This window comes from Candidatus Planktophila sp. (assembly GCF_044348745.1).
GTDB lineage: Bacteria > Actinomycetota > Actinomycetes > Nanopelagicales > Nanopelagicaceae > Planktophila.
The window spans coordinates 1-17,463 of record NZ_JBIKSG010000022.1 but is presented as its reverse complement, the minus strand read 5'-3'; the positions used below and the strand labels follow the sequence as shown (position 1 = coordinate 17,463).

The 17,463-nt window shown below is 46.6% G+C and carries 16 protein-coding genes; 9 read left to right on the top strand and 7 right to left on the bottom strand.

The window, feature by feature from the left end; translation table 11 throughout:
• Both AC9UH7_RS04545 and AC9UH7_RS04540 read right to left on the bottom strand, forming a co-directional pair.
• Positions 1 to 874 (bottom strand): ROK family protein (locus AC9UH7_RS04545; protein WP_509595656.1); only part of this gene is annotated, 874 nt, incomplete at its 3' end.
• 4 nt (positions 875 to 878) lie between these two features.
• Positions 879 to 1,316, bottom strand: a complete 438-nt coding sequence (locus AC9UH7_RS04540) for an SRPBCC family protein (protein ID WP_509595653.1) — start codon at positions 1,314 to 1,316, stop codon at positions 879 to 881.
• A 52-nt stretch (positions 1,317 to 1,368) separates the two neighbouring features.
• On the opposite strand from AC9UH7_RS04540, the gene AC9UH7_RS04535 reads away from it, so the two are divergent.
• The 3 genes from AC9UH7_RS04535 to AC9UH7_RS04525 are packed head-to-tail and all read left to right on the top strand — an operon-like array spanning position 1,369 to position 4,228.
• Entirely contained in the window at positions 1,369 to 3,159 is a 1,791-nt protein-coding gene (locus tag AC9UH7_RS04535) for an AMP-dependent synthetase/ligase (protein ID WP_509595650.1), read from the top strand.
• Positions 3,156 to 3,629, top strand: a complete 474-nt coding sequence (locus tag AC9UH7_RS04530; RefSeq protein ID WP_509595647.1) for a sensor histidine kinase — start codon at positions 3,156 to 3,158, stop codon at positions 3,627 to 3,629. Before AC9UH7_RS04535 ends, AC9UH7_RS04530 begins: the two co-directional genes overlap by 4 nt.
• 2 nt (positions 3,630 to 3,631) lie before the next feature.
• Positions 3,632 to 4,228, top strand: a complete 597-nt coding sequence (locus AC9UH7_RS04525; protein WP_509595644.1) for a response regulator transcription factor — start codon at positions 3,632 to 3,634, stop codon at positions 4,226 to 4,228.
• Here the strand turns inward: AC9UH7_RS04525 and AC9UH7_RS04520 are convergent.
• Both AC9UH7_RS04520 and AC9UH7_RS04515 read right to left on the bottom strand, forming a co-directional pair.
• Entirely contained in the window at positions 4,217 to 5,395 is a 1,179-nt protein-coding gene (locus AC9UH7_RS04520) for a glycosyltransferase family 4 protein (protein WP_509595641.1), read from the bottom strand. The two genes, AC9UH7_RS04525 and AC9UH7_RS04520, sit on opposite strands and share 12 nt — an antisense overlap.
• On the bottom strand, positions 5,349 to 6,353 hold the full coding sequence (locus tag AC9UH7_RS04515; protein ID WP_509595639.1) for a C40 family peptidase: 1,005 nt from the start codon (positions 6,351 to 6,353) through the stop codon (positions 5,349 to 5,351). Before AC9UH7_RS04515 ends, AC9UH7_RS04520 begins: the two co-directional genes overlap by 47 nt.
• Positions 6,354 to 6,674: 321 nt before the next feature.
• Here AC9UH7_RS04515 and AC9UH7_RS04510 point away from each other — a divergent pair, with 321 nt between their 5' ends.
• Positions 6,675 to 7,166: a dihydrofolate reductase family protein gene (locus AC9UH7_RS04510; protein WP_509595636.1), complete on the top strand. Its 492-nt coding sequence runs from the start codon at positions 6,675 to 6,677 to the stop codon at positions 7,164 to 7,166.
• Here the strand turns inward: AC9UH7_RS04510 and AC9UH7_RS04505 are convergent.
• Positions 7,163 to 8,002, bottom strand: a complete 840-nt coding sequence (locus AC9UH7_RS04505) for an EamA family transporter (RefSeq protein ID WP_509595633.1) — start codon at positions 8,000 to 8,002, stop codon at positions 7,163 to 7,165. The two genes, AC9UH7_RS04510 and AC9UH7_RS04505, sit on opposite strands and share 4 nt — an antisense overlap.
• Before the next feature lie 60 nt (positions 8,003 to 8,062).
• Between AC9UH7_RS04505 and AC9UH7_RS04500 the strand changes: the two genes are divergently transcribed.
• From AC9UH7_RS04500 to AC9UH7_RS04480, 5 genes are all read left to right on the top strand, one after another.
• Positions 8,063 to 8,641 carry a DUF3000 domain-containing protein gene (locus AC9UH7_RS04500; protein ID WP_509595630.1) on the top strand — a complete coding sequence of 193 codons (579 nt, stop codon included), beginning with the start codon at positions 8,063 to 8,065 and terminating at the stop codon, positions 8,639 to 8,641.
• 2 nt (positions 8,642 to 8,643) lie between these two features.
• Positions 8,644 to 9,945 (top strand): HRDC domain-containing protein, encoded by a 1,302-nt coding sequence (locus AC9UH7_RS04495; RefSeq protein ID WP_509595627.1) that lies wholly within the window; start codon positions 8,644 to 8,646, stop codon positions 9,943 to 9,945.
• Between the two features lie 56 nt (positions 9,946 to 10,001).
• Positions 10,002 to 10,817, top strand: coding sequence for an iron uptake transporter permease EfeU (gene efeU, locus AC9UH7_RS04490; protein ID WP_509595624.1), 816 nt, complete (start codon positions 10,002 to 10,004; stop codon positions 10,815 to 10,817).
• Between the two features lie 67 nt (positions 10,818 to 10,884).
• Entirely contained in the window at positions 10,885 to 12,072 is a 1,188-nt protein-coding gene (locus tag AC9UH7_RS04485) for a thiolase family protein (RefSeq protein WP_509595622.1), read from the top strand.
• A 2-nt stretch (positions 12,073 to 12,074) separates the two neighbouring features.
• Positions 12,075 to 14,183, top strand: a complete 2,109-nt coding sequence (locus AC9UH7_RS04480) for a 3-hydroxyacyl-CoA dehydrogenase NAD-binding domain-containing protein (protein WP_509595619.1) — start codon at positions 12,075 to 12,077, stop codon at positions 14,181 to 14,183.
• 2 nt (positions 14,184 to 14,185) lie between these two features.
• On the opposite strand, the gene dxs is transcribed toward AC9UH7_RS04480, so the two are convergent.
• Positions 14,186 to 16,045 carry a 1-deoxy-D-xylulose-5-phosphate synthase gene (gene dxs, locus AC9UH7_RS04475; protein ID WP_509595616.1) on the bottom strand — a complete coding sequence of 620 codons (1,860 nt, stop codon included), beginning with the start codon at positions 16,043 to 16,045 and terminating at the stop codon, positions 14,186 to 14,188.
• An 18-nt stretch (positions 16,046 to 16,063) separates the two neighbouring features.
• Positions 16,064 to 17,463, bottom strand: a 1,400-nt coding sequence (gene acnA, locus AC9UH7_RS04470) for an aconitate hydratase AcnA (RefSeq protein ID WP_509595614.1), incomplete at its 5' end; no start/stop codon positions are given.

The following is a 17,463-nucleotide window of genomic DNA, read 5'->3' as shown; positions in this document are numbered from 1 at the left end:
GGTATGGGTGTTTGCCAGCAAATGGCATTGTGCGCTCTAATGATTCGCGGGTTGGCTTTAACAAAATTTCTCCGGCATCAATTACACCGCCGCCGATAACAACACAGGATGGATCGAGTAAAACTGATAAGGATGCAATTCCTGCACCAAGCCACTGGCCTGTTGTGTTGAAAGCAGCGAGTGCGACTGGATCGCCATCTCGAGCAGCTTCTGTAATTGCTTGACCTGTTAATCCGGCAATAGTTCCGTCACCTCGAGATAAAAGATTGCGCGCTACTTCCGGGCTTGCACTTATTGCCTCACGTGCATGACGTAGCAGAGCATTTCCAGATGCATATTGCTCAAAACATCCACGGGCACCACACCCACAGAGATGGCCTTCAGGTACTACGCGTAAATGACCAAATTCTGCTGCAATTCCAAAAGCACCTCTATACAAATCACCATTTATAACAAGGCCTCCACCAATACCTGTACCAACAGTCAACATCATCATGTGATTTTGATTGCGGCCTGCACCAAACTTTGCCTCTCCCCAGGCTGCAGCATTTGCATCATTTTCGATTACAACTGGCAGACCAATCAAGGAAGTGAGTTCAGAATCCAAATCAACGCCATTCCAATCAGCGATATTTGGTGTTGCAAGCATTGTTTTGCGATCAGAGGAAACAAATCCTGCTGCAGAGACTCCAATTGAAGTAATCGAGTGCTCTGCCATAAGTTCTAGCGCAGTGTCAGCAATAGTTTGAGTGAGCGCTCTTCCCCCTTGTCGAGGAGTATCTTTACGAGCAGTTGCAAGAATTTTTCCATTCGCATCAACGACGCCACCTAGAACTTTGGTGCCGCCAACATCGATACCAATCGTGTATGACAAAGAATTATCCCTCTAGATGAGTTTTGAGTTGTGCCAACGCTGCATCGATCGTTGACTTCTCAGCTTTCTGACGCATCATCGCTGGTATTGGCATCGACAGCGAAACTTCTAACTCATATGTCACTTCAGTTGTGTCCGCATCAATGCTCTTGATTGAATAGATTCCGTCCATACCCGTTAACAGGTCTGCTTCATCTAGTGAAAAACGCAAAGTGCCCGGAGCATCGCTCCAGTCGTAATCTAGAGTTGGGCGATCCTTCATCATGCCGGCGTCGATACTCATCTTCACCTTGGTGATCCGACCTTGGTCATCATGGGCAAGAGCTTCGGCTGACTTAATCTGGGAGGACCACTCTGGGTATCTGTCCAAGGCAAAGAGCGCCTCTTGAACAGCGGTGATTGGGGCATCTATGGAAATTGTGGATTTGCTGAATTCGGCCATGGCGCAAGGTTACCTCTTTACCTTTGCGCTTGCCTCACGCTAGCGTTCTGCCATGAATGAAATCTCAATCCCTCCGCTAGTTCCCGCTGCTACAGCCGGAAACCTCACTAATCTGATCGCTGAACGTGCCTGGTTTGAACCAGAGCGCGTCATTATGTCCCGCCCATTGGGCGAAGGATGGCAACCTGTTACCGCGCGCGAAGCAGAAGAAGAAATTCGCGCCACGGCTAAGGGATTGATTGCATCTGGTGTGCAGATTGGTGATCGTGTCGCGATCATGGCGCGCACACGTTATGAATGGACCATCTTAGATTTTGCAACATGGTTTGCTGGCGCAGTTGTCGTTCCTGTCTATGACACATCATCTGCCGAGCAAATTGATTGGATCCTTAATGATTCACACTCAGTTGCAATCATTGTAGAAACTCCTGCTCTTGCTGAACTTGTGAAAACAGTTCAACCATCACACACCCGAAACATGTGGACGATGACTGATGATGTTCTCTCTGTTTTGCGTGAGGCTGGTAAGCACATTGGAGATGATGAAATTGATCGTCGCAGAAATGCGCTCGTACCATCATCTCTTGCAACACTTATTTACACATCTGGAACAACTGGAAAGCCAAAGGGTGTGCAGTTAACACACGGTAACTTCCTAGCTGAGTGTGGAAATGTTGTTCAAGGAGCTAGTGAGCTATTCCTAAAGCCCGGTGGATCTACATTGCTATTTCTTCCAATCGCACACGTTTTCGGTCGTATGGTTGAAATCGGAGCAATCGCTTCTGGTTTACACATGGCACATTGCAGCGATCCAGTTGGTCGCCTACCAATGGATCTTGCATCATTTAAACCAACTTTCGTTCTTGCAGTGCCACGTATTTTTGAAAAGATTTACAACGGCGCAGAAGCAAAGGCAGAAGCTGCAGGAAAGGGAAACATCTTCCGCAAGGCTGCTGGAGTTGCAATTGCATACTCTGAAGCACTTGATAAGAAGAAGGTCTCTCCAATCCTTAAGCTCAAGCACGGACTCTTCGACAAATTGGTCTATAGTAAGATTCGTGCCGGTATGGGCGGACGCGTAGAAGCTGCGATCTCGGGTGGAGCACCTCTAGGTGTGCGCCTAGGTCACTTCTATCGCGGTGCTGGAGTCACGGTGCTAGAGGGATATGGATTAACTGAGACAACTGCGGGTGCAACTCTGAATTTAATCGGGGCTCATCGTGTTGGTTCAGTTGGAAAGCCAATTCCAGGAACATCAATCAAGATTGCTGAAGATGGAGAAGTCCTCATTCGCGGACCAATCGTCATGCAGGGATACTGGCAAAATGAAGATGCTAATGCCGAAGTCTTTGATGCAGACCGTTGGTTTAAGACTGGAGACCTTGGAAAACTAGATGATGAAGGCTTCCTCTACATCGTTGGTCGCAAAAAGGAACTGATTGTTACCGCTGGTGGAAAGAACGTAGCACCAGCTGTTCTTGAAGACCGCCTGCGTGCTCATCCATTGGTAAGCCAGTGCATAGTCGTTGGTGATAACCAACCATTTATTGCAGCTCTTGTCACAATTGATCAAGATGCCCTCAAGGGATGGGTTGCTAACAACAAGAAGGATGGCGCATCAATTAACGAATTGATTAACGATCCAGATTTGATAGCTGTTGTGCAGACCGCTGTCGATGAAGCGAACAAGGCTGTCAGTAAAGCTGAATCAATTCGTAAATTCACAATTCTTCCTGTGGACTTCACAATTGCAGGTGGACATCTGACTGCAAAACTCTCTGTGAAGCGCCATGTTGTGGCAAAGGAGTTTGCTCAAGAAATCGACGCATTATTTACTAAATGAATCAAAGGCGAGTAACACTCGCTCAAGAACTTCATGATGGAATAGCCCAGGACCTTGCAGGCCTGGGCTATTCCATTGATTCACTCATTGCCGATACTCAGGATATGAAATCTAAAGATTCATTACGCACCATGCGCTTTACGATTACCGAATTGATAGAAAAAGTTCGCCAAGAAATACACCAACTACGATCTGCCCCAGATTTGCTCTCCGAGAACACCCAAAAAGACCTCCACTTTGAATTACAAAGAGTCGTATCGGAAGTACTTCGCAACATTTCAGAGCATTCAGGTGCATCTACTGTCACTATCGAAATCTCGGATAACGGGGTCGGAGGAGCGCAGAAAAAAGAAGGAAGCTTCGGCTTAATTGGCATACAGGAACGAATCACAGAATTGAATGGGGATATCCATATTGACTCCAGCCAAGAAGGAACCAAGATAAGGATTGAGATCCCCTTGGTGAGGTGAGCATGAAGGTTTTGATTGTCGATGACCATTCCGTAGTTAGACATGGGCTGCAAGCTGCAATTGAGTCCCATGGTTATCAGGTCGTTGCGGTGGCAAGTTCAATCAAGCAAGCACAAGCTTTTACGGCACAAACAAATCCAGATGCAATTATCGTTGATGTTAATTTGCCGGATGGCTCTGGTTTTGATCTCGTCTCGTGGGCACGGAGTGTCTCGCCATCCATTGCCATAGTCGTTCTCACCTTCAATGACGGCGTTGAGTATGTAAGGGCAGCAAAGAGCGCTGGTGCTAATGCATTTATAGTTAAAAGCGCTCCCCTTTCTGATCTGCTAGCAGCATTAGATTTCGCATTTTCAAGTCCAGCATCATTTAGTAGCAATCGTGCCAACATTCAAGAAATAGATTCAGGACTTAGTGCCAGAGAAATTGATGTTCTCCAGTCGATAAATCTCGGATTAAGTAATGATGCAATTGCCCAGAATCTATTTATCTCGGTCTCAACTGTGAAAACACATGTTTCCTCGATCTTGAGAAAATTGAATGCTTCAAACCGAGTTCAGGCCTTAAGTATTGCGCGCGAGCAAGGCTTACTTGTTTAGTAGCGCCTCAAATTCCTTAGACCATGTTTCCCAACGCCAATTATTAACAATCCATTGACGACCAGCTAAACCCATTTTTTTAGAGGATTCACTGTTGTTTAGTAGCTCTATGGCAGCCGATGCAATCTGCTTCTCATCTGTTCCGTTGACCACTAACCCAGTTTCACTTTGCTTGACAGCATCTGGAGCGCCTCCAGAGTTGCCTGCAAGAACGGGTAGGCCACATGAACTAGCTTCTAAATAAACAATTCCTAGTCCTTCAACTTCCAAGCCCATTAATCGTGAGCGGCTAGGCATTGCAAAGATATCGCCAACACACAAATACTGTGGAAGTTCCTTGTAATCAACTCGCCCTATGAATGTCACTGAGCTCTCTAGACCGTGCTCTTTTACTAACTTTTGGAGATGTTCAAGATAGGGACCTTGCCCCACCAACAAGAGATGAGCATTTGGAACCTGATGAAGAATCAAGGGCATCGATTGAATCAAATAATCTTGGCCCTTTCGGTGAACTAATCGACCAACAGAGACAATTACTTTCTTATTCTCTAACCCTAAAGATCGCCGAAGGACCGATGCATCCGTTGGAACAAAATGGTCTGTATCTATTCCAGGGGCGATTTTCACCATGGCACGTTGAGCATTATTGGTGAGCGCTTTAGAAATCGCACTCTGAGTGAACTCTCCCAGATAGGTTAGAACATCTACCGTTGAACCTATCCGACGTAATAAGAAATTAAAGGGAAATACTTTCGCCCACCAGACTTCATGCCCATGAGTGAGAGCGACACTTCTTTTCACCCCTGCCCGCTTCATGCTTGCTGATAAAAGACCAAGTGGTGCAGCAGCTCCAAAGGCAGCGGTTGTTATGCCTCTTGTGCGAATGATTTTGCGCAGTGCTAGGGCAACTCTTGGGGTTGGTAAAAGAATTTTTGAGCGATCTCTAATGACTTCCACACCAAATTTGCTGCACCACTCAGCATCATAAGATGCTGCATTGTCTTGCCAAGATGTGTAGACAATTGTTTGACCAAAAGGGCGACGCTCAATCAAACCAATAATAAAAGTTTCTATTCCGCCAGCGCGTGGACCAAAGTCATTTGTTACAAAGAGAACTGGATTAGAAACGGCGCGCTCCAACCAATGGTTTTTTACCAAGGGAACCACTAGATGCAACCTTCACGCGAGATCCAGAGCGAGGTGCATGAACCATTTTTCCCCCACCCATATAGATTCCAACGTGTGAGACAGGCCGACCATAAAACAAAAGATCTCCAGGCTTTAATGCATTCAGCGCAACTTTCTTACCCATGCGAGATTGGGCCGCTGATGAATGTGGCAACGAGACTCCCGCAGCTTGAAAAGCGCGCATGGTTAATCCTGAACAATCCCACGTGACGGTGCCAGCTGCTCCAAAGACGTATCGGTCTCCGATTTGTTTCAATGCATATTTAAGTGCCACGCCAGCTCGACCAGAAACACTATTTGCACTCTTTGCTGCCTCTAATGAGGATTTTTGATCTGCGTTCTCTTCATCTTCGGCTAATTTCGCCAAACGTTCCCGCTCAGCCTTTGAAAGTTTAGAGAGAAGTTTCTCTGCCTCGGCCAATTTTCTTTTTGCAAGAGCAGATTGCGCCGCCAATTTCTTTTGAGCAGCAGCAACAAGAGCAATCTTGTCATTGACCAATAAGGTCGTTGCATTGAGCCGTTGTTGGGCAGCTTCAAATTTACGAAGCTGTGTTGATTTTCTCCGAGTTATTGCATCAAGTGATCCGGCTGAAGAAAGGTAGAGAGTCGGGTCGCTCGAAAAGAGAAGTTCAAAGCTTTGGCCAAATCCACCTGATTTGTACTGCTCAACTGCGATGGCTCCCAAAGATCTGCGAAGAGCTGCAACCTCTTGTCCCTGAATATCGGCCTTAGCCTTAACTCCATTTAGAGTCTTAGTTAAAATTGCTAACTTGACCTTGGCCTCCTGGGCACCTTCTGCAGCAGTTGTCGCTTCCTCTTCTAACTGTCGCACCTTGGCTTGGACCTCGGCCAAACTGGGAGCAGCACTGGCTGAGACGGGTGCTAGTACTCCAGCAACCATCACTAGGGCCACAAAAATGCGTGCTCGTACGGACATAGGAGCAAGGCTAGCCGCGGCTAAGCCCCTATCTCAACCTCAGAACGCTCAAAAAGGCTGTGAATTCCATGCAGATTAAGCGCTTCGAGCGTCAAATTGCAGGGGTGGAGTTAATCCGCTGTCAGCCAGGACAGTTAATGCCGTCAAGGTGCCTTCACTGATCTCAGGTGAGGGTTGGAGGAAAAATGCGACAACACAGGTGTTGCAAGCGATGGTGGCCATGGTGCATTTATTGCAGTCGATGATCATGAGAAACACTGTAAAGGGCCCCACTGACAGATTTATCTGAAAATTAAACCATCGTAAGTAATAATTGTGGCCGTGAGCATTGTTGCAACTCTTGTAGTCGGTAGCGATGGCTCAACCTCAAAAGAGAGCCGCTCAGCCGGTGTTAGCTCTCCAGCAGATCGAAAGGTTTTTCTTCAACGCCGCCGCGAAGTGGACTGCATCATTATTGGCGGTAACACCGCTCGGCATGAACCATACAACCGGACCCCTGTGCCACTAGTGGTGATCTCACGTTCCCTCGTCAATCCTGTGCAAGGTAACCACCTAGCGTTGTTGTGGAATTGTTCACCCGTGCAAGCAGTAGAAAAAGCACGAACACAATTTGGTGAAAAGATCTTGATTGAGGGCGGAATATCAATGATTAATGATCTCGTTGAAAACAAAATCATCGATCGATTAGAACTCAGCGTCACGCAAGTTGTTGGAGGAGATGATCGGATTGATTGGAAATCGTTGATTGCCCAATTCTCACTTTGCACTTCACAAGAAATTGATGGGACCGTCTTTTACTCAGCCCACAATTAGAAAGCTGAAATTATAGAAACACCCGCTACAGCTATTGCGATCCCGAAGTACTGGACTTTCAGTAGCCGTTCGTTAAGGAACTTAAATGCCAACACTGCAGTTGCAATTGGATACAGGGATCCAAACACCATAGAAACAGAAACAAGTCCTTTGGTACATGCAATTCCTAACAGTAAATTTGCTAAGAAGTCAGCGGCACCGATAAAAATTAGGACTGGCATCTCTTTCCTGCTGAAATTGCCCGTGGTTGCAAATTTTATAACCAAAGTCATGGTTACGAAAAATGTTGCCGCACGCATTGAGACCATCGTAAGGAGCGCGCTGCTTTGAGATCCGATTGCAATAAAGGTCAGAGCCAAACCAAATCCTGCTGCTGCACCTAAAGCAAGAAGGATCGGTTTTAGAGGAAGGCCTTGAGAAAGTTCAGGACCGCTGGCACAAAAAACTCCAACTACTGCAATGACTACTCCAACTAAAGTTATAGTGGAAAGGACATCTCCTGTTATAAGTGCATACGCCAATGGAATAACGGTGCTCAAAGAGCTAACTGGTGAGACAACTCCCATACGGCCCGTCGATAATCCTTCATACAAACATGCAAGTCCCATATAGCCAAAGAGACCAGCAAGAACGCCAGGTATAAGAAAACCATCGAAACCGAAGACTTTGCCTTCCCAGTTTCCGGAAATAAGAAGAACCAAAATTCCAACAAAAAGACCAATAACCTGGGAAAAGCCAAGAACTGCGAATGGATGATGTTTCTTACTAAGGCGACCAGCAAAAAAATCTGCCGTTCCCCACATCGCACTTGAAAGTAGCGCTAGTAGCGAAGCCATTGCGCAAGGTTACAGCCCCGCCTCCCATAAAACCCTGTATTCATTCTTTATTCTTGAGCAGTGGATGCGAATGCTTTTGAAAGATTACTTAATCATCTTCGCACCTTTACTCCGCGGTCAGAGGTTTCGCTTATAGAAGTCCCTGCCCCGCAAAAACTTGCAACTTTTTCATTTGCCTTCTCTGCAGATGTATCAAACGGACTTCTCTCAGATGAAGAAGATGAAGTTGCAAACGGTCGCTTTGTGCTTCTTCACGAGCCAGGCGGGCAAGCAACTTGGGATGGGGAATTTCGTTGCGTTACCTTTGTAAGTGCAGATGTAGATCCTGTTATGCAAGAAGATCCCCTACTTCCAGAAGTAGGTTGGAGCTGGTTCTTAGAATCGTTAGAAAGAAATGATTGTGTGTTTAACGCCCCAAGCGGAACTGTGACTCGAGTTTCGAGCGCTTCTTTTGGAAAATTATCCCCACGCAATGATGATACTGAAATCGAAATCCGAGCTTCTTGGACTCCCATCGTTTCAGAGCCACGCGAGTTAATGAAACATATCCAAAGTTGGTGCAACTTGATTTCAGAAGTTGCGGGATTGCCACCGATTCCTGAAGGTGTCTCTGCTATTTCATCTGCCCGACGTAGCTAACAATGACCGAAGAAAACTTACCCGTACCATTACTGCAACCTGCACAAGGTACTCCCCCTGTAATCGATACTGAAGCCAAATTTAAGGATGCACTAGCGCAGTTGTCACAGGGACATGGCCCTTTTGCAGTTGATGCCGAACGTGCTTCAGGTTTTAGGTATAGCGCACGTGCATATTTAATCCAGGTCAAAAGAAATAGTGGCGGGCTGCACCTCATTGATCCAATTCCTTTTGGTCCTGGTCATGAATTATTCGCTCAACTTAATTCTTTGATGAACACAGACGAAGTTATTCTGCACGCAAGTACGCAAGATTTACCTTGTCTGCGTGAATTAGGCATTAACCCAATCAAGCTATTTGATACTGAATTAGCAGGCAGAATCGCTGGTTTGCCACGCGTTGGCTTAGGTCCTCTTCTAGAGAGCCTTATGGGAGTCACTTTGGCAAAGGAACATAGTGCAGCTGATTGGTCTGCTCGCCCCTTGCCCCAGGATTGGTTGACCTATGCTGCATTAGATGTAGAACTACTTGTAGAACTTCGAGATCGTATGTATGAACTTCTAGAAACATCGAAGAAATTAAATTGGGCGTTAGAAGAGTTTGCAGCCATTCTAAATGCACCTCCGGCTCCCCCACGGGTAGATCCCTGGCGGCGCACTTCCGGAATGCACAAAATAAAACGACGTGAGCAACTAGCTGTGATAAAAGAGTTATGGCATGCGCGAGATAAAGTCGCTTCAGAGCAAGATATTTCTCCTGGGAAGTTGCTCAACGATTCAGCAATTGTTGAACTTGCAATAGCGCCAGCTGTTACAAAAAAGGAGTTTGAAAAAGCATTGCGACCTCTGGGTTTAAGGGCACGCTGGTTAGAGAACTTGCCACTGTGGCTGAGCAGTATTTCTGTCGCAGTATCGCTGCCTGAAGATCAGTGGCCCGCGATGCGAACTAACGCCGACACATTGCCACCCATTAAATTATGGCGGGACAAGTTTCCAGAAAAGTTTGCGCCACTTTCACACGCACGCGCAGCCATCGAGATCATTGCTCAAGACAATCACATTCCTGTAGAAAATCTCATTTCACCTGAATATGTTCGAAGGGTTTGCTGGAAGCCACCAACTGGCGCGACTGAAACTCTTTCAATACCTACGGTCGAGCAGGCGTTAACTGAACTCGGAGCTCGCCAGTGGCAGATTGCACTGGTGGCCCCTGCCCTTGCCGCAGCCCTGCTTGAAAAAGAAGCGGTACCCGTTCCCGAGGCTCCAGCAGGGGACGTGACTGAGAACACGCCTGAAGAGGCCTGATTTACGCAACATAAGAACTGCGTAAATACCCCTTTTCCCTTAGATTTTGGCTCTTGTTGAGCACATTCATTATCGCCCTCCGAGAAGGCCTAGAAGCCTGTCTCATTGTTGGAATCCTGGTCGCCTATATCGTCAAGACAAATCGCCAAGGTTATCTAAAACCTTTGTGGACAGGTGTAGTGGCAGCTGTTGTCCTGAGTATTGCTCTTGGTGCATTTCTAACTTTAACCTCGGTGTCACTCAGTGAGCGCGGTCAAGAATTTTTTGCAGGCATCACATCATTTATTGCAGTGGCTTTGGTTACTTGGATGGTTTTCTGGATGAAGAGAACTGCCAGAACTCTACGTAGTGAATTACAAGGCAAGTTAGATAACGCTGTAGCAACAGGTCCTCTAGCCTTAGCCGGAGTGGCTTTTGTCGCTGTTATTCGCGAGGGTCTTGAAACTTCCCTCTTTGTTTACACAAACTTTCAAACTGTTGCAGATGTAACTAGTTCTACAATTGGCTTACTTCTAGGTTTTGCCGTTGCAATAACTCTCGGATACTTGATCTACAAGAGCGCAATTAAATTGAATCTTGCTAAGTTCTTTACTTATTCAGGCGTTGCTTTGATCATCGTTGCAGCTGGTGTTTTGTCCTACGGCATCCACGAGCTCCAAGAGCTTGGATATTTGCCTGGGCCTGATGCTTTTGCCTGGGATGTCACCTCTTTCATCGCTAAGGATTCAATCCTGGGTGCTTCCCTATCTGGAACCATCGGCTTTGATGCCACCACCTCATGGCTCCAATTAGGCGTCTATGTCCTTTATCTAGGCTCAGTACTGGTTCCTTACCTGTCCAAGCCACGCGCGAAGACAGCTGTCAACTCTTAATTCGCTACTGTCCTAAACCCTTACTGGCGAGTAACCTTTGGGCTAAGCCCTAGGTAAAGGAAGTTCCATGTCACGCACAGTTGTTCTTGTCGATGCCGTTCGCACTCCATTTGGAAAAGCCGGAGGCATGTATGCCGGTACGCGCGCAGATGATCTAATGGTTCGCGCAATCCGTGGATTACTAGAACGCAATCCTAAGGTAGATCCTTCTTCTATTGAAGATGTCGCAATCGCTGCTGCAACCCAAACTGGTGACCAAGGTATGAACATTGGTCGAAGTGCTGCCTTGTTATCAGGATTACCAAATACTGTTCCGGGTTATTCAATTGATCGCTGGTGCGCTGGTGCGCTAACTGCAGTTACAACTATTGCAGGTGCGATCGCTATGGGTGCAAATGAGATTGCAATTGCCGGCGGTGTAGAGCACATGGGTAACCACCCCATGGGCGAAGGTATGGATCCAAATCCACGTTATCTCGCTGAAAGAATTGTTGAACAAGATGCACTTGCAATGGGTGCAACTGCAGAACGTCTGCATGATCGCTTTCCGCAATTAACTAAAGAACGTGCAGATAAATATGCGATGAACTCGCAGGTGAAAACTGCAAAAGCTTATGAAGAGGGAAAGATTCAACGGGACTTGATTCCAACAGCTGCACGAAGTGCAGAGCTTGGTTGGACAGTTGCAACTGTAGATGAAGCACCACGACCACAAACAACAATGGAGGGTCTTGCAGGACTTAGGACTCCATTTCGTCCAGCAGGTCGAGTTACTCCTGGAAACTCATCAGGATTAAATGATGGAGCAACTGCAGCGATTCTTGCTAGTGAAGAAAAAGCGCTAGAACTTGGATTAACAATTAAGGCCAAGATGGTTACATTTGCATTCGCTGGCGTTGAACCAGAGATCATGGGTTACGGACCAGTTCCTTCAACACTTAAGGCGCTCAAGCAAGCAGGGTTAAAGATTGAAGATATTGGTGCCTTTGAAATCAATGAAGCATTTGCTGTGCAGGTCATAGCATTTCTTGATCACTTTGGAATTGCCGATGATGATCCTCGCGTGAATCCTTATGGTGGCGCCATTGCTGTTGGGCATCCATTGGCATCATCAGGTGTTCGTTTAATGCTGAATTTAGCCCGCACCTTTGAAGCACAACCAGAGGTTCGCTATGGCATCACAACTATGTGTATTGGACTCGGAATGGGTGGCACTGTCATCTGGGAAAACCCACACTTCAAGGGAGCAAAGTAATTATGAGCACAGACATCACACTGCCAGCAGGAGCACCTGAAGAGGTTGTCACTAATGCACTTGTGCGCGAAATTGATCTTTCTGCCTTTGGCGGTAAAGGTTCACTAGCACTTATAACTTTGGATAACGGTCACGATCACAATCGGCCAAATACCTTTGGTCCTCAATCAGTGAATGCACTAAATGATGCAATAACAGATGCAATCGGTCGCAACCCAGCTGCTATCGCAATTACAGGTAAGCCATTTATCTTTGCTGCAGGTGCTGACCTTTCTGCACTTTCGTTTTTAAATGATCGCAGCCAGGCATTGGCAATCGGAAAACTTGGCCACGACGTCTTTCGTCGTTTAGGTGAATCAAAGATCCCAACCTTTGCATTCATTAATGGATTAGCTTTAGGTGGCGGACTTGAAGTTGGTCTGCATTGCCACTACCGCACAGTTGCTTCAACTGCATTTACTGCTCTGCCAGAAGTTTTCCTCGGCTTAGTGCCAGGTTGGGGTGGTGCAACGATCTTGCCTAAGTTAATTGGGCCAGAGCGCGCCGTTCAAGTCATCATGCTTAATGCTCTCAACAACAACACCATGATGAAGGCTAAAGATGCATTAAAGCTCGGCGTAGTCGATGCCATGTTTGATCCAGCTGACTTCTTGGAACGCTCAATTGGATTTGCAGTGGGTGTCCTGAATGGCACAACCACAATCGAGCGTGCTGACTACAGCAACGATCCAGCATGGGACTCAGCACTTGCCACAGGTAAGGCTGCCGCACTCAAGAAGTATGGCGGCGCAACGATTGCATCACCGATGAAAGCCCTTGAACTGATTGCTGCTGCACGAAGTAACACCTTGGGTGAAGGTTTTGATGCCGAGGATCAAGTGCTTTCTGATTTGACCATGTCTGATCCACTTCGCTCTTCTTTGTATGCATTCAACTTGATTCAAAAGAAGCGTAAGAAGGTCGAAGGTGCTCCCAAGCCAGCATTGGCCCGCAAGGTAAGCAAGGTTGGCGTTGTTGGTGCCGGGTTAATGGCATCTCAGTTAGCTCTGCTTATGGTTCGTAATCTCAAGTGCCCTGTTGTGATGACAGATATCGACCAAGAGCGCGCCGATAAGGGTGTTGCCTGGGTCAAAAACGAATTAGCTAAGTTGGTTGAGAAGAAGCGCATGAGCCCAGAGGCTGCAGGTCGGCTTTCACTTTTGATTTCAGGATCTGCTGATCAATCAGTATTTGCTGGATGTGACTTCATTATTGAAGCAATCTTTGAAGAGCTATCGTTGAAGCAAGAGCTTTTCAAGAAGCTAGAAACTATCGTTTCGCCAGAGTGTGTATTGGCAACTAACACCTCTTCCCTGTCGGTTGAACGAATGACTGAAGGGTTAAAAAATCCAGAGCGTGTAGTTGGCTTCCACTTCTTTAATCCAGTTGCAGTGATGCCTTTACTAGAAGTTGCTCGCACATCAACTACAGATGATGCAACGACTGCAACAGCAATAGCCGTAGGCAAAGAATTGAAGAAGACAATGATCATCTGTAAGGACGCACCAGGATTTGTTGTTAACCGCTTGTTAACACGCTTCATGGGCGAGGTAACAGATGCTGTTGATGAAGGAACCGCCCCAGCTGTTGCAGATTCAGCGATGATGGAGATTGGTTTCCCAATGTCACCATTCCAGTTATTAGACCTTGTTGGCCCAGGAGTTGCATTACACGTCTCTGAAACATTGCATAACAACCTTGGTCCTCGTTATCGAATCTCTCCTACTATGCAACGCATGGTCAAGGAAGGTGTTCGCTACTTCTATACTAAAAATGAGGATGGCACAGTTTCTGCAAACCCTGCCGCGCTAGCGCTGGTTGAACAGGGAAACACTCCATCTACTCCAGAACAAGTTCGATCACGTGCACTCAAAGCACTTGCAGAAGAGGCACGAGCAATGCTTGATGAAGGCGTTGTTTCAACTCCTGCAGAAATTGATCTGTGCATGCTCATGGGAGCTGGCTGGCCAATGCATCTTGGTGGCATTTTGCCGTATCTAGATCGCGAAGGAATTAGCGAATCAGTTACCGGCAAGCGCTTCCATGAAAAGGGCGTTGCCTCACTTCCTTAAGTTCAGGAAATCCAACCTGAAATCTGACGGACAATATTTGCTGGTGTTATGTGGAGATCTTCTAGGATTTCATTGCGCTTTGAATGCTCTATGAATTCAAGAGGGATGCCGATGGAGTGCACTAAGCGTTGACTTCCTGTTTCTCGAAGCGCTTCTGAAATACTGCTGGCAATACCAGCATGCTTGATTCCATCTTCCATCACCACAATAGTTGAGTACTCCCCGCACATTGCAATCACTGCTGGTGAAATTGGCTTAACCCACAAAGGATCCACAACTGTTACTTCAATTGATTGTTCATGAGCAAGACGGGCAACATCTAGGGCCATTGAAGCCATGGAGCCAACGCTGATTAACAAAACTTGTTGAGCTGAGCCGCGATGTAAGATGTCCACGCCTGCAACGCGTTCTAATGCGGGAATCTCCGATGGAACAGCGCCTTTAGGGAACCGAACCATTGAAGGAGCATTTTCAATAGAAACACAAACGCGCAAAATCTCCTTGAGGCGCTCACCATCTCGGGGTGCACCAACATGCATATGCGGAACAATTCCGGTGAGTGCTAGATCCCAAATACCGTGATGAGAAGGGCCATCATCACCAGTTATTCCGGCTCGGTCTAAGACAAAAGTTACTCCAGCATTGTGTAGCGCAACATCTAAGAGCAACTGGTCAAACGCACGATTTAGAAATGTTGAATAAATCGCAATGACTGGATGCATGCCTGCATATGCCAATCCAGCAGCGCTAGTAACGGCGTGCTGTTCAGCTATTCCAACATCGATAGTTCTACCAGGAAAACTCTGTGCGAACTTATCTAACCCGGTGGGACCGAGCATGGCTGCGGTGATTGCAACAACCTTTGAATTCTCTCGGCCAATTTGAGTTATCTCTTCTGAGAAGACATTTGTCCAGGAAGGCGCAGATGCTTTGAGTGGCTTACCAGTTAATGGATCCACAATTCCGACTGCGTGAAATTTTTCAGCGATGTCTTCAATTGCCGGCGTATAGCCTCGACCTTTTTCTGTAATTGCATGAACAATCACGGGTGAGCCAAACTCCTTGGCCATCTGTAATGTCTTTTCCATCGCTGCAATGTCATGGCCATCAATAGGTCCTAGATACTTAAAGCCCAGATCCTCAAACATCCCTTGCGGGGCAACCATGTCTTTAATGCCCTTTTTCATTCCATGCAGAGTTCCATAAATGTATTTGCCAACGACAGGGGTGTTATGAAGCATGCGCTTTCCGCGACCCAAGATTCGTTCATACTCTTTGCTGGCTCTAAGGGTCGTTAAATAGGTAGCTAACCCACCAATTGTCGGTGAATACGATCTTTCATTGTCATTCACGACAATGACTAAATTACGATCTGATTCAGGAGATAGATTGTTGAGTGCTTCCCAAGACATGCCTCCTGTTAATGCACCGTCGCCAACTACCGCAACAACATGTCGATTGGCCTGTCCAGAGAGCGAGAATCCTCGAGAAATTCCGTCTGCCCAAGAAAGTGCTGTTGATGCGTGTGAATTTTCGATCACGTCATGTGCGCTTTCGCGGCGATTGGGATAACCAGAGATTCCATTGCGCTGGCGGAGCAGATCAAACTGCTCTGCTCGCCCTGTGAGAATTTTATGGACATAGGATTGATGACCAGTATCAAAAAGAACAACATCTTTGGGTGAATCAAAGACTCTATGGACGGCAATGCTCAGTTCCACTACGCCAAGATTTGGGCCTAGGTGTCCACCCGTTTTAGAGACTTTATCAATTAAGAACTCTCTAATTTCTGCAGCCAGTGACTTTAGCTGGGCAGGACTCATCTCGCGAAGCTCTGCTAGTGAGAAATTGTTCAGTTCCATGAGGAGTTAGTAGTGAAACTACTCAGCCAACAAAGAACGCAGGACATACTGCATGATTCCACCATGGCGATAGTAATCTGCTTCTCCTGGCGTATCGATCCGAAGCTTTGCACTAAAGCTCTTGTTACCTGCAGTAACTGTTAGCTCCTTAGGTACTCCCCCGTTGTTAAGAGCAGTAATACCTGTAATTGCGAAGGTTTCTGTTCCATCAAGTCCAAGAGATGCAGCGGTATCGCCATCCTTAAACTGCAATGGAAGTACTCCCATACCAATCAAGTTAGAACGGTGAATGCGTTCAAAACTTTCAGCAATTACTGCGCGAACACCAAGGAGGGCTGTTCCTTTTGCGGCCCAGTCACGCGAAGAACCAGATCCGTACTCCTTACCGGCAAGAATTACTAGCGGAGTTCCAGCGGCTTGGTATGCAACAGATGCATCATAAATCGTTGTTTGCTCTCCACCAGCTAAGAAGTTACGAGTAAATCCGCCTTCAACGCCATCAAGCAAAAGATTTTTCAAGCGAATATTTGCAAAGGTTCCACGAATCATCACTTCGTGATTTCCTCGACGTGAACCATAAGAATTGAAATCAGTTCGCTCAATTCCGTGCTCAGCAAGGTATTTGCCAGCAGGTGAATCAGCCTTGATGTTACCTGCAGGTGAAATATGGTCAGTTGTTACAGAGTCACCTAAAACCGCAAGTACACGAGCACCAGAAATATCACTCACAGATGTTGGTTGCTTAGGCATTCCTTCAAAGTATGGAGGTTTGCGGACGTAGGTTGATTTAGCGTCCCACTCAAAAGTTTTCCCCGTTGGTGTGGCAAGAGACTTCCAGCGATGATCGCCTTCAAAGACTGTTGCATAATCTTTCTTAAACATCTCAGATGAAATCGAAGAGTCGATCACGCTCTGAATCTCTTGCGGAGATGGCCAAATATCTTTCAGGTAAACATCGTTTCCGCTTGAATCCTTACCCAATGAATCTTTTGCAAAATCATGATCCATAGTTCCAGCAATTGCATAGGCAACAACAAGTGGAGGCGAGGCCAGATAGTTCATTTTCACATCTGGGCTAATTCGGCCTTCAAAGTTTCTGTTACCTGACAAGACTGCAGTAACAGCCAAATCAGATTCGTTGATCGCCTTGCTAATATCAATTGGAAGTGGCCCTGAGTTTCCGATACAAGTAACGCACCCGTAACCAACAAGGTTAAAACCTAGGGCTTCCATGTATTGAGTTAAGTCTGCGCGGTGGTAGTAATCAGTGACCACTTTTGAACCTGGAGCTAAAGTGGTCTTAACCCATGGCTTTGATTTGAGACCTTTTTCAACAGCCTTCTTAGCAAGAAGTGCAGCACCGATCATGACTGAAGGGTTAGAGGTATTTGTGCAAGAGGTAATAGATGCAATGACAA